General features: G+C 48.5%; 12 protein-coding genes. 5 read left to right on the forward strand and 7 right to left on the reverse strand.

All coding sequences use genetic code 11. The features are described from left to right. From D6024_RS23735 to D6024_RS23745, 3 genes are all read right to left on the reverse strand, one after another. Nucleotides 1-195: family 16 glycoside hydrolase (locus D6024_RS23735; RefSeq protein WP_121357396.1), on the reverse strand; the 195-nt coding region annotated here is incomplete at its 3' end. 350 nt (nt 196-545) lie between these two features. Further along, nucleotides 546-1,775 carry a mannonate dehydratase gene (uxuA, locus tag D6024_RS23740; RefSeq protein ID WP_121357315.1) on the reverse strand — a complete coding sequence of 410 codons (1,230 nt, stop codon included), beginning with the start codon at nt 1,773-1,775 and terminating at the stop codon, nt 546-548. A gap of 12 nt (nt 1,776-1,787) precedes the next feature. Beyond that, a complete protein-coding gene (locus tag D6024_RS23745; protein ID WP_121357316.1) occupies nt 1,788-2,627 on the reverse strand; it encodes an SDR family oxidoreductase in 840 nt (279 codons plus the stop codon). 196 nt (nt 2,628-2,823) lie between these two features. On the opposite strand from D6024_RS23745, the gene D6024_RS23750 reads away from it, so the two are divergent. Next, on the forward strand, nt 2,824-3,840 hold the full coding sequence (locus D6024_RS23750; protein WP_121357317.1) for a LacI family DNA-binding transcriptional regulator: 1,017 nt from the start codon (nt 2,824-2,826) through the stop codon (nt 3,838-3,840). Nucleotides 3,841-4,084: 244 nt separating this feature from the next. On the opposite strand, the gene D6024_RS23755 is transcribed toward D6024_RS23750, so the two are convergent. The 3 genes from D6024_RS23755 to D6024_RS23765 all read right to left on the reverse strand — a co-directional run bounded on the left by D6024_RS23755 (nt 4,085) and on the right by D6024_RS23765 (nt 7,566). After that, nucleotides 4,085-4,429, reverse strand: a complete 345-nt coding sequence (locus D6024_RS23755; protein ID WP_240410140.1) for a glycoside hydrolase family 88 protein — start codon at nt 4,427-4,429, stop codon at nt 4,085-4,087. Between the two features lie 171 nt (nt 4,430-4,600). After that, nucleotides 4,601-6,670 (reverse strand): transketolase, encoded by a 2,070-nt coding sequence (tkt, locus tag D6024_RS23760; RefSeq protein ID WP_121357318.1) that lies wholly within the window; start codon nt 6,668-6,670, stop codon nt 4,601-4,603. A gap of 350 nt (nt 6,671-7,020) precedes the next feature. Then, the gene (locus tag D6024_RS23765) at nt 7,021-7,566 is read right to left on the reverse strand and encodes a DUF3124 domain-containing protein (RefSeq protein ID WP_162944989.1); all 546 of its coding nucleotides are present in this window, start codon (nt 7,564-7,566) and stop codon (nt 7,021-7,023) included. A 426-nt stretch (nt 7,567-7,992) separates the two neighbouring features. Here D6024_RS23765 and D6024_RS23770 point away from each other — a divergent pair, with 426 nt between their 5' ends. The 4 genes from D6024_RS23770 (at nt 7,993) to D6024_RS23790 (ending at nt 10,242) form a co-directional block, all read left to right on the forward strand. After that, nucleotides 7,993-8,346, forward strand: coding sequence for a hypothetical protein (locus D6024_RS23770; protein ID WP_121357320.1), 354 nt, complete (start codon nt 7,993-7,995; stop codon nt 8,344-8,346). Nucleotides 8,347-8,432: 86 nt separating this feature from the next. Further along, complete coding sequence (locus D6024_RS23775; RefSeq protein ID WP_121357321.1) at nt 8,433-8,951, forward strand: hypothetical protein; 519 nt, start codon at nt 8,433-8,435, stop codon at nt 8,949-8,951. A 41-nt stretch (nt 8,952-8,992) separates the two neighbouring features. Then, nucleotides 8,993-9,466: a hypothetical protein gene (locus D6024_RS23780; protein WP_121357322.1), complete on the forward strand. Its 474-nt coding sequence runs from the start codon at nt 8,993-8,995 to the stop codon at nt 9,464-9,466. 404 nt (nt 9,467-9,870) lie between these two features. Further along, nucleotides 9,871-10,242 (forward strand): hypothetical protein, encoded by a 372-nt coding sequence (locus D6024_RS23790; RefSeq protein ID WP_121357324.1) that lies wholly within the window; start codon nt 9,871-9,873, stop codon nt 10,240-10,242. Between the two features lie 481 nt (nt 10,243-10,723). Here the strand turns inward: D6024_RS23790 and D6024_RS23795 are convergent, their stop codons facing one another. After that, a complete protein-coding gene (locus tag D6024_RS23795) occupies nt 10,724-12,862 on the reverse strand; it encodes a HAMP domain-containing protein (RefSeq protein ID WP_162944990.1) in 2,139 nt (712 codons plus the stop codon). Nucleotides 12,863-13,143: the final 281 nt, after the last annotated feature.

Genomic DNA, 13,143 nt, shown 5'->3' on the forward strand with positions numbered 1-13,143 from the left:
AAACGAATTGGGCTCCCCCATTACCGTCGTGCCCACAATCTCCCCGTTCTCCACCCTGTATCTCGCCCTCCCATTCAACTGCTTCCAACCACTGAGGTCTTTACCATTGAACAATGGCTTCCAACCGGAAGACGTTTGCGAACTGCCAAGCAGGAAAGCGAACAGCAGTAGAGTAAGTAGTGCATTTCTTTTCATGTAACAGGATTGTAGATAATTGGTGTTAAGCTTTGTAATCATTGATAGTAGGTTAGGCAATTGCGAAATCCAGCACTAGCGAAAACAAGTTCGAAATGGAAGTTTTATAAAGTTCAAATAAGTCTCATCCATCTCTTCTCTTCCTTCATCGTGTGGTCAAGTACACAAGTCCGATCTGCCGACGCAGGAAAGCCCTGCCCCGCAGCCGTTCTCTCTCTAGCACTCTGCTTATTGCTCATTGCCAAATAACATTTGTTGTTCATTTTCTCGTTGAGTGGCTCCAAGAACCAGCCGCTACCAGCAACCGTCAGCCGAGGATAGCGGGAGTACCCGATTTATAAGCAAGGGAATCACGGTTGAAGTTGATAGCTGCCGGCCGGTTGGCTTGTATTGCCGGTGGCATTCAGCCTCTCTTGCCGGCTGCGGGCAATTCCTAATTCAAGTCCGCGCAACTCTGCCAATCCTCTTAAACGACCGATGGCCGAGTAGCCGGGATTTGTTTTCTTGTTTAAATCATCCAACATCTGGTGACCGTGATCTGGACGCATCGGGATACTGGTCTTTCTTTCTTCCATTACTTCAGCCACCGCTTTCATCACCCGGTACATGTCTACATCGCCTTCCAGGTGGTTGTCTTCATAAAAATCTCCATGTTCATTTCTTCGTGTACTGCGCAGATGCATGAAATTGATTCGATCGCCAAACTGCTTTACCATGGCTGGCAAATCATTGTCAGACCGCACACCAAAAGAGCCGGTGCAAAAACACAAACCATTGCTAAAAGAGGGAACCGCATCGAACAGCGCCTGAACATCCGCGGCTGTACTAACCACCCTCGGAAGACCCAGGATGGCATACGGCGGATCATCGGGATGAATGACCATCTTCACTCCCACTTCTTCCGCTACAGGAACCACTTGCTGCAGAAAATCAACCAGGTGCTCACGGAGTTTATCGGCATCAATTCCTTTGTAGGTATCCAACGCTTGTTGAAACTGGTCCAACGTAAAGCTTTCTTCGCTGCCGGGCAGGCCGGCAATCATATTTCGCTGCAGCAGTTGCTTTTCGGCCTCACTCATTTCTGCAAAGCGGTCTTTTGCCCTTGCCAATTCTTCTTCTGTGTATTCCGGTTCTGCTCCCTTTCTTTTTAGCAGAAACACATCAAACGCAATAAAGGCAGCCCTTTCAAAGCGAAGTGCCCTGGAGCCATCCTCCACTTCGTAGCTTAAATCAGTGCGGGTCCAGTCAAGCACCGGCATAAAATTGTAGGTAATAATGATAACGCCACAGGTCGCTAAATTCCGGATGGATGCTTTATAATTTTCGATGTATGTTTTGTAATCACCGGTCTGTGTTTTGATGGCCTCGTGCACCGGCACACTTTCCACCACAGACCACACCATGCCTGCCGCTTCGATTTCAGCCTGGCGCTTTTTGATTTCTTCTACCGTCCATACCTGTCCGTTCGGGATATGGTGCAAAGCCGTAACAACGCCTGTACATCCTGCCTGTCTTATATCTGCTAAACGTACCGGGTCATTCGGCCCGTACCATCTCATGGTCTGTTCTAACATTATCATTGTTTCTATTTTTTAAACGCCGCTAAAGGCGCTGAAACCTCCGTCAATCGGAATCACGACACCTGTCACAAAGGCCGCTTCCCCGCTGCACAGCCACAGCAGGGCGCCGGTCAGGTCGTCCGGAGTGCCAAAGCGGTTCATGGGCGTATGACTGAGAATCGTGTTGCCACGATCCGTTAAACTGCCATTTTCATTCGTCAGCAACCTGCGGTTTTGATCGGTCAGAAAAAAGCCCGGCGCCAAAGCATTGACCCGTACCCCGGCTTTTGCAAAATGCACGGCCAGCCACTGCGTGAAATTGCTGATTGCAGCTTTTGCTGCACTGTAGGCAGGAATTTTTGTAAGCGGCCGAAAGGCATTCATAGAGGAGATGTTGATGATGGAAGTGCCCTGCCGGCCAATCATATCTTTTGAAAACACCTGTGTTGGCAAAAGGCTGCCGATAAAATTGAGATCAAAGACAAACTTGATGCCTTCCGGGTCCAGATCAAAAAAGGATTTGAGATCCTTGTTGGCGAGCAAATCTTCTTCCAGCAGAAATGGATTCGAAGTCGTGCCTTTGGGGTGATTGCCGCCGGCCCCGTTGACCAGGATATCACAAGGACCCAGGGTGTCCGAAAGTTTTTGATGGGCGGCTTTCAGGCTGTCCGTATCAAGCACATTGCAAGCGAGCCCAATGGCTTTTCCGCCTGCACTCGTAATCTGCCTGGCCACGCTTTCGGCATTTTCCTGCTTCAGATCGAGGATGCCAACATGTGCACCTTTATCGGCCAACGCCATGGCCATTGTGCTGCACAAAACACCTCCTCCACCGGTAATAACAGCAACTTTCTTTTCAAAAGCAAGAGACATGAATTCTTTTGGGTTTTATTCTTCGCCAAGGCGCAGATATCAAAAGCGGGAAAGGCGCATTTTCACACGAACCTTCGCAATCGCTCTCATTTCAAATTTTCGAATAAAAGCTTGATTTTGTGTAGTTTTCCAAATATTTATTTACGGAAACGTTTTCGAAACATGACGACATTTTGTTCGGAATTTCTTTACACCCATGAGCGAGGTTAATTTAAAAAGTCTGGCAAAAGAATTAGGACTATCTGTATCCACTGTATCAAGAGCACTGCGTGATGCCTATGATATCAGTGCAGAAACCAGACAAAGAGTGCAGGCACTTGCAGCAGAACGAAATTATGTTGCCAACCCCTATGCGAGCAGTTTACGGAAAAACCAAAGCAAAACCATCGGGGTGATCATACCGAATGTTGTCAACAACTTTTTTTCACTTGCCATCAATGGCATCGAGTCCGTTGCCCAACAAAAAAATTATCATGTGCTGATTTATTTAACACATGAAGATTACGAAAAGGAAAAACAGATTTTAAACCACCTTCAAAGTGGCAGAGTCGATGGCATTTTATTATCGATGGCCAGTGAAACCAAGGACCAAACCCATATCAAAGAGTTTCAGAAAAACGGTCTTCCGCTGGTCTTTTTCGATCGTGCCAGCAAGGAGATAGAGGCTTCCAAAGTATCGACAGATGATTTCGAAAGCGCATTTGAAGCCACCGAACATTTAATTCAAAATGGCTGCAAACGAATTGCCCACCTTTGCATTTCAAAAAGTTTATCGATCATCAAAGATCGCTTACGCGGCTATTCTGCTGCGTTAGAAAAAAATGGAATTCCTTTCGATGACACCATCATCAAGGAATGCGAAGACGACGATCAACTCTCCTACCAGCAAATCGCAACGCTGTTCAGTGATAAGGACCGACCTGATGGCATTTTTGCCTCGGTAGAGAAGCTGGCGATTATTGCTTACCAGGTTTGCATAGACCTTGGGCTGTGTATTCCTGAAGAGGTGAAGATCATCAGCTTTTCGAATCTTTCGACAGCCTCGCTGTTGAACCCGGCTTTAACAACCGTCATGCAGCCGGCTTTTGAGATTGGAAGAACTGCTGCCACGCTCCTCTTTAAACAACTGGAGAAAAAAAGGGTGGCTTCAGCACCTGAAACCGTTGTCATCAAATCAGAATTGATTCGAAGAAGATCCTCTTCTGCCAGTTAAAAGCCACAATCGGTAGTAGCAGTAAAACGTGAGAAGTGAAAGGTGAAACGTGAGACAGGAAAGTACAATCACTGGAAATCCTCTCCTTTCCTTCGTCTCATGTTTGACATCTCACTTTAAGTGTGTAAGCAGTTTTGCATAAGAGAGGACTGCAAGCCCTCCGGCTTTGAGACGTTTGAGGTTCGAGGCGAGCTTGCTTAGTAAATCGGGTAGAACCGCTATAACCAGCAGGGCCGCAGCCACATTAACGCAGAAGTGCTGTAGCACACCATAACACCGGAGCCTGTCCGTGCAGATCGCCAACATTTCTCTTACGATCCAGGTAGTACTGGCGGTCGTTCTTTTTATTGGGGCCTTCGTAGACATTGGTGATGTCGCCGCTCTGATTTATATACTTAATAAGGCTCAACCAAGCCTTCCTGGCAGCCGGGCCAAAAGTCTTTGCATTTAGCCATCCTTCTTTCACCCCGGTGATAAACGCACAGGTAAACATGCCGGTAGTGGACGTCTCTTTCCAGGTAGCCGGATCATCGATCAGTTGGCGCCACATCCCATCTTCCACCTGGTATTTCAGCAGAGAGGCCATCATCGTTTTATAGCCCCAGGAAGTCCTGCTCCCATAACTTCGCCCGTGGTCATTCATCCGATACCATTGCCCTGGGTGAAATCGGCTATCCGGGCAACGGGATTTTTCATAACACCTGTCATATTTTGCGTGTGAAGACTGTTTCTGTTCGCCAATGAAATTGCTCTTCACCATCTAGTCGCTGCTTCGCTCCACATCTGCATTACCGGCAACAGGGCTTCCTTTCACCCGTTCTTGTTTTTGTAAAAGTGCCCTGGCCCGGTTGTAAACATTTTCTACCGTAAAACCAAAATGGTTCATGACCTCATTGCCTGGCCCGGATTCACCAAAGCGGTCGATGCCGATCACATCCCCCTCGGCAGTGACGTATTTGTACCAGCCCACCGTAACGCCGGCTTCCACAGCCAGGCGTTGGTGAACAGAAGGTGGCAACACGCTATCCTTGTAAGCCTGGTCCTGTTTTTCAAACAATTCCCAGGAAGGCATACTCACCACGCGGGCATTGATACCGACCTGCTCCAATCGTTCCTGCGCTTCCACTACCAGGTGCAGTTCAGAGCCGGTGGCAATTAAGATGATCTGCGGTGTGTCTTTGCTGTCACGCAAGATGTAAGCACCTTTCGCAACATTGTTTGCCGGTGCGTATTTGCCCCGGTCCAGGTTGGGCATTTTCTGGCGGGAAAGAATCAGCGCCACGGGACCTTTCAACCGCTGAATAGCGATGCGCCAGGCTTCCACCGTTTCATTGGCATCGCCGGGACGAATAACGGTTAAGTTGGGAATGGTTCGCAATGCCGTGACCTGCTCTATTGGCTGGTGCGTCGGCCCGTCTTCGCCAAGACCAATGCTGTCGTGGGTAAAGATGTAGGTTACCGGTGCTTCCGTCAAAGCCGCCAGCCGGATAGCCCCCCGCATGTAATCGGAGAAAGTTAGAAACGTGCCGCCATAAACCCTTACGCCCCGATGCGAAGCCATGCCATTCAGGATCGCTCCCATCGCATGTTCACGAACGCCAAACCAAATGTTGCTGTCCTGGTATCGACCGGGTTGAAAGCTAAGATCTTCCTGTTTGGGTGTTTCGGTGGAACTGGCCAGGTCAGCCGAGCCGCCGATTATCCAGGGAATGTTTTTCTTCAGCGCATTGAGCGCCTTGCCCGACGCCTGCCGTGTTGCCATGGCGTCGTCAGGACCAAAAGCCGGAAGGTCTTTGTCCCAGCCTTCCGGCAGGTCGCCACTGTAGGCCAGCTTGAAAATACCGGCTTCTTCAGGAAAGGCTTTGGTGAACTTCTCCAGCTGCCGGTTCCACTCCTCCTGCAACGCAGCGCCTTTTTTGCCTTGGTCCAAGAGGTAAGTCTTCACTTCTTCGGGAATATAAAAAGTCTGGTTCGGGTCCCAGCCATAAAACTCTTTTGTTTTCCTGACGTTCTCTTCGCCAAGGGCACTGCCGTGCACTTTGCTGGTGCCTGCTTGCGGACTGCCATATCCGATGACCGTTTTCACGGAAATCAATGTGGGATGTTCCGTATCGGCCTGTGCTTCCAAAATGGCCTGTTCAATAGCCGGCAGGTCATTGCCATCTTCCACGGTCAGCGTTTGCCAGCCATAAGCCCGGAAACGGGCCGGCACATCTTCGGTAAATGCAAGACTTGTAGGGCCGTCCAGTGATATCTTGTTGTCGTCATAGAGATAAATCAGCTTGCCCAATTTCAGGTGCCCTGCGAGAGAGGCTGCTTCTGAAGCCACCCCTTCCATCAGGTCACCGTCACTTACAATTCCATAGGTGTAATGATCGGTGATGTTGTGACCGGGCCGGTTAAAGCTGGCTACTAAGAAAGCCTCCGCGATGGCAACCCCAATGCCATTGCCGAAGCCTTGCCCTAATGGCCCCGTTGTTACTTCCACACCCGGTGTCAGCATCGACTCGGGATGTCCGGGCGTTTTTGAGCCAATCTGCCGGAAGCGTTTGATTTCTTCCAAGGGAAGATTATACCCAAACAGGTGCAGCAAACTATACAACAAAGCCGAACCATGCCCCGCTGAAAGAATGAAGCGATCGCGGTTGGGCCAATGCGGATTGGCCGGATTAAAACGCAAAAACCGGCTCCAGAGCACATAAGCCATGGGAGCCGCCCCAAGCGGCAGACCCGGGTGCCCGGAGTTGGCCTGTTGCACCATGTCCACAGATAGAAAACGGATGGTGTCAATGCTAAGTTTGTCTAAATCGGTAAAGTCCTGACGAGCCATATGTGTAGATATTGACGTGATAAAGAGTACTGTTTATTTCACTTTCTTTTCCAATCATTCCCAGCCAGTTTTGTTGAAAGCTGACATGTTTTTCATTGCAGGGTCTCTTTCATCCAGGAAAGCCGAAGGCACAAGATGCAATTCTTAAACCCAAAGTGGTTTCTGTAACGTCTACAGCTATTGGTAAGTTTTCTGGCTACAACCAACCGGCCCATCCCACCGGCAATTCGCAAGAAGCATACTGGTTACAAAGGCCGACAGCCGATGAGTGAACCACCAGCTCGAAGACAGGCGGATATCTACCTCTACGATAAAATGCGCCAGCTATTGCACACCCAAAGATTGGTCAGTTACCGGGGTGAAATTTTGATGCCGTCTGTTTTAAATGAAAATCCCAGGCTGCCGTCGGTACTAAGCATGATGGCCTGAACCAGCGGTTCGCTTATTCCGTATTTGGAGGACCAGTTTACAATAAAATAGGCGCCAGCACCACCTGCTCTATCAGCTTCCTCCACGATAAATTCGGAGGAGTGCATTGGTTTTAGTAGCAACACCTTGTTGATGTATTTTTTTATCAGCTCGCCCTTTGAATTGTAGTAGTCAATATTGGAAACAAATATGCTGTCCCTAAAATCTGTACTGCGAATACTCAATGTAGCGGCAAAGTCGGTAGGACGTTTTCCGTTCACCATATAAGAATGCGAATAGATAGGGACATACACCGTAGTATGGACTTTAGCTTTCGCCGTATCCAGCGAAGTGTATTCATATTCTTCAGTAGGATATTGAGCGATATGATCAGGTGTCTTATCGTTGCAAGAAAGAAAAATAGCAGAGGTTAATAATGCTGCAAGCAATAGAAAACTACCGCAACTACGCTTCAGACACGTTCTCATCTCGTTGTTCATTTTATTTAAGTAAGTCAATAAAGCTACAAAATGAAGACTAGCTCTTCAAGTCACTTCATGTTTGTTTTCGACAATCGTCCGGTTAACGATTCTTCATTCCTATTTCATCGATCGCAGGTACAGACGCTTTTTTCACCAGTAGTGCAAGAAAGACCAAACAACGGATTTCCGCGAATGAAAAGCCGTTGCTTTCCAGCGCGGCAGGGAGATATAGAATTGAAACAATCAATCAGTGGATGAAAAATGCTTTACCCTTCTTCAGTCTGCTACTTTGAAAATATGTCGCAGCACCTGATGAAAATATGGACAGGCTTCACAAGTGAATCATCGAGGTTTTTTACGAAAGGCTGATGGAAAATTAGCGACCGGCACATTTTCACATTTTGCCATGGTTTTAAGGAATAGATTTGCTGCATGCGGTTGTTGTTCACGTTTATCGTAACCTCTTTCCTTTTCCTCACCTCAAGTGGACGGGAGAAGGTTGTTGAACTGGGCGTTGACAAAGCAGCGGTCATCACCGGACAACCCTCTAAATTTGATTGTGGCGGCTACCTGCAAAACAGTCATCTTACCATCTTCAATCTTTTTAAAGAAAGCCGCAAGCCAGCCAAACAGGCCAGGCTTTACCTGGGCTTTTTTACCGTTACCAGGCCTACCGTTCTGTCTTCTGCAGCAAGCTCGCGCCTTCAGCGCATGGCAGCGCCGGCTTATTCTTATTGCACACCAATTGCCTTAAAGCTGCTTTTTCCCAAGCACTATTTCTGGTAAACTCCTGTCGTTTTATACAGATCCCCTGATTGTGCCGGTTACTAAAACCGGCAAGGCCCTTTTTTTACTCACCAAATCGAATAATCATGTCAACAATATATGTGGCTGTGATCATCATTGCCATCACAGTTATCCCACCCTATCTTTTTGTACGGTTTAGCAAACGACAGGAACAAAAAGACCGCGATGCCCTTTTTTCTCAATTCAACCAGGCAGGCAGAGACCACGGGCTATCATTTACAAGGCTTGAGGTGCTAAAAGATAAAATACTTGGCTTTGATGCCGGCAAGCAATCATTGTTATTGCTTTCGTTTGATCGGGCAGGTAGTCCTGTCGTCATTGGCTTGTCGAATGTGCAGACCTGCACCTTACACAGAAAATATATCACCCTGGATAGCAGCAATAGCCAGGCAAAGGCGGAAGTGATCACCGACCAAATTGGCATTCGGCTGACGCTGAGCCATAGCGCTGATTCTGCCTGGATTTCTTTTTATGATACCAATGTAAACGGCATTTACCAAATGCAGGAACTGGAACAGAAAGCGAAGTTTTGGGAAGGCTTGATCAACCAGCACATTTCGTCCAAAATGACCAGGCGTGCCTGAACCCAATTACCCCTTTTGTTGATGCTAAAAAATGGAATGTTATGCACACAGTAATCATTTATTTGTCGAAATATATCAGTCGCAGGGTAAAGAGACTGGCAAGTTTGCCGTCCCTTCTGAAAGAAATCAATTTATCTGTAACAAAGCAGGAAAAGCTTGGTCACCAGCACATTGGCTTCGATAAGATCAAACACAAACTTTTTCTGGTAAAGAAGCGGGGAAACAGGTTGGTTTGCTGGATTGTAAACCTGCAAGACCTACAATGGTGCGCTGTGAAAAAAGTATACGGCGCTATTGGCGCCGGGGAATTGAAAACCCGCAACCTGAACCATTTTCTCCAATCCGTTTCGCTTCAACTTAAATTTAGAGGAAGTGCGAAGCCAGTCTCGGTTACCTTTTTCGAGAGCCAACACAACACAGCCGATGAATTGCCGGTCCTGGAAGCAGCTGCAAAACGGTGGGAACATGTTCTCTCCCAACTGCCTCCAAACGTGCTTCCCAGCTTTACGACATAAACAAGACAGGTAAAACCCATTTCACTGTACCATCTTACAACCAAACAACCCATTGAAAAAAGTCAATGGGTTGTTTTTACGGCACAGCGTTGCCCGGGTTGGTTGCCTTGGCTTTACAATGCAAATCGTTGAGAAGTCGAAATAAACGCCGGCTTTTTCTGTCACGGCAAGTTGTTGATTCCCCAAATTTCTCCTTCCCCCTTGCATACCACTGGTAAAACCGGGTGATTTCACCTTCGGTGTGCTGACTTTTCCTGTCCGCTGGTCTTCGTTACGCCGCGACAGAAGGGGAAGCCGGAAACTTTCAGCCAACCATGGAAAACAGGGTTTGCATGAGATGTCGTTGGTAAGAGTATTGGGCAAAGATCCCTTCAAAACGAAAAAACAAACCCCTTCGTGGAAACATGGCTCCGCACATCAAAACCATTTCACAAGTGCAAAGGGTTCTTGCTACCTTGGTCTTCAAAACTGCACATTATATGAGCTTCCAGCTTGTTACTGGCAGGCCAGACACTGCCGATTACCTGGTGTTTACCACAACCTTCATTCACAACAACACTTTTTACAAGGCCGCACTTGCCGAGACAATCTCCTGGGAGGGAAAGGCAACCGGTACTTATGATGTATTGCTGCAATCCGGCAGGGGTACCCAGCGGCTGACCCTTGTTGAAAAAGGAGAACACTGGCGGGCAGGCGATGAAATTGAACAGATTGGTTGTCCAGAGCAAGCGGTGGTGGATCTGCTGGGGGCTGTAATTGGTGAAGTCCGCAGGTAAATCGCCACCTCCGCTCTACCCCACAAAGGACAATCTGATGGTTGTTTCTGCCCAATTGCTTTGCCAGTGCAAGGTGAAGAATACTGGCTGCTTACACGGCGAAAAACGTGGGCAGATAAAAAAGATCCGGCTGGCAACGAAATGATCGAAACGCGAAGGCCTGCAGACACAACACAAAAGGATACAGGGACCGTTTGCTTTTGGCGATTCTTTGTCTTTGCCTTGTGATAAGATTAAGGAACAGCAAAAGAACTTTGCATTTCCAAACCCCAAACCATATGTCGATTGTAGACTACATGAACATTGTACTGACCGTTCTCAGTTTTGCCCGGATGACCCTTTACACCGCACTCAGCAAGCTATCCTGATTGATCCTTTACTCAGGGAGGAAAAGTTGAACGTTCCCGGCAACCGGCTGGCAATTATAAGAAAGCAGCACAAGAAAACAGGCTTGCAAAAAACGGCAAAGTGATTGCGTTTGTTACACTTCGTTGCTGAATGGCTGGCCGGCATATTTTTCCTCTGAAAAGCTCAGTTCCGGGAGAGGAATGGTCACTTTCAAACAGCATCCCTTTCCACCCGGCGACGAGAGACTAACTCTTCCCTTCAAAAAACTCACACGGCTTTCGATGTTTCGCACTCCGATCCCTTTGGAAGCCTGGATGTTTTTCAATCCGACTCCGTCATCCGTGATCTCGAGACAGACAGAATCCCTGTTGGTTTCCAGGACAATTTTTGCCTGGTCGGCATGTGCATGTTTAATGATATTGTTGCACTGTTCCTGCACAATGCGGTAGAGAATCAGCTTCAGTTTGTCGCTTACCCGATCTTCCGCAAACTCCTGCACGTTTAGCTCCAGCTGGAAACTGGCAGCAGCCTGCATTTCCTCTACCAATCCCTGGAGAGTTTCTACCAACGTACTGTGAAAAGCCGGCGGCACCAACTTGCGGGAAAGTTTTCTGATCTCTTCTATTGCCATATTGACATTCTGGTAGCCTTTGTGCAAGCCACGCTGCAGGTGATCCGTCCCCTGGCCCTGTGCCAGTTCGAGGTAGAGCTTGGCCGATGTGAGAATCTGGTTCACGTTGTCGTGCAGTTCACGCCCCAGCTCTTCGCGTTCCTTTTCCTGGGCATGTATCGTGGTTTCGGCAATTAGCTTTTGCTGTTTGATCTGGTGCTGCACCAGCTCGTTTTCCAGTTTCAGCTTTTCGGTTACGTTGTTGGCAAGCACCAAACGTGCCGGATGTTCTTCGTACAAAATCGTTTCCGATTTGATCTCCACCATCAGCAACTTTCCAGCCTTGGTTTTGTGTTTCCAGATCGCTGGAGACTGATCCGATTTCAGTTTCTGCATATGCGCCAAAAAAGAGGCGACCTCTTCGTCCGGCCGCAGGTCTTTGGCAGTCAGCTGAAGAAATTCTTCCCGGGAGTATCCGTAGGCTCCAATTGCCGCCTCGTTAACGTCGAGAACCTTCATTGTCGCCTGGCATAGGATCCACATCGGCATTGGGTTTTTTTGAAACAACAATTTATAATTGGCGGCTTCCTTTTGCAGGCGAAGCTGCGCCTCACTGACCTGCCGCGACATGGTGTGAAACGCACGGGCCAGTTTTCCGATTTCGTCGCGACGGTCTACCTGTACGAACGGACGGTAATTACCGGCCGTCATCGCAACGGCAGCCGCCGTCAGTTCATTCAACGGCCGTGTAATGTTCCGGCTTAACACCCAGGCCAGGCCGACACCGACCGTCAGCAAAAGACCCGCAACCAGTAGTTGCCAGAACAGGGCACGGCTTGCCGCGGCTACTAATTTGTATTTCGGAACCGTGACGGCTACGACCCATTCGGTATGCGGTATCAATCGGGCAGAAGCAAAAAGTTCATCGCCGTCCGGCTGCGGAAACCTCAGAATCGTTTTCATGGCCCCCACAACCTGTTTGGGCACCGTTACGATCTTATCCATATCCGTCCACAAACCGGCATCCGTATTGCCGATATACATGGCAAACTGATCGCCCATCAGTTTTGCGATGTTGCTGCCACTGCCGCTGCGGGCCCGCATTTTGCGCCAGCGAACGAGATAGCCCAATACCGGTAAACTGTCACCAATGGGGACGATCACAGGATAGTAAACGGCACTCCCGAGCTGATAAAGCCCACCGACGCAGCCAAACCGGGCACAACCGGGAAAATTTTCATGAAAGAAAGACTTTCGAAAAGCTGCCTCCTGCAGTTTTGCCTGCCCGGTTCCCATCACCGGTGCACCGGTGGTGTCGATCACTTCAATAAATGCGTATGTACTGTCCTGTTGTAAACCCGACAAATAGGCCAATGCGGCCTGACGGGAACTGTTTTGATCGTTGGTCAATACCTTTTTGATCGCCTGCGGCTTTGCAATCACCCGGGCTGCCGCAAGCATTTCCTCAACATTTGCTGCAAGCATTTTGCTCAGTTGCCGCGGCAATGTCTGTAACCGTTCTTCTCCAACCACTAGGGCGGCATTGCGAACACTCCAGTACGACCCAATACCAAATACCAGGATGACACTTAACAGGAGCACGCAGATCAAAAGCGAAAGACGCTGGCGAATGCGGAGACGGTACGTGAAGAACGAACTCATAGTAAAGGGTTGTACAAAAGTGACCGCAATACAGCGTGCGGGTTGAAATTGATTGTTTCCAATTGAACGCGGTTGCCAAAATAACGGTTGCAAGCCAGAAATACAAACCGACCGCGGCCTTTCAGCACGTAAAATTGCCAGGATCCAGCGCATCCTGCACAACCCGTTTTTGGCAATCCACCGAGCAATAACGCCGGCATTCTTTGCGAAGCAGGAAAGAGTGAACGAATCACGCATACCGATACACAGAGCTTCGCTAGTGGGGCGTTTAAAACAACGTT

Origin of the sequence: Flavisolibacter nicotianae, from assembly GCF_003628535.1 — a bacterium.
In the GTDB taxonomy this organism is placed as follows: domain Bacteria; phylum Bacteroidota; class Bacteroidia; order Chitinophagales; family Chitinophagaceae; genus Flavisolibacter; species Flavisolibacter nicotianae.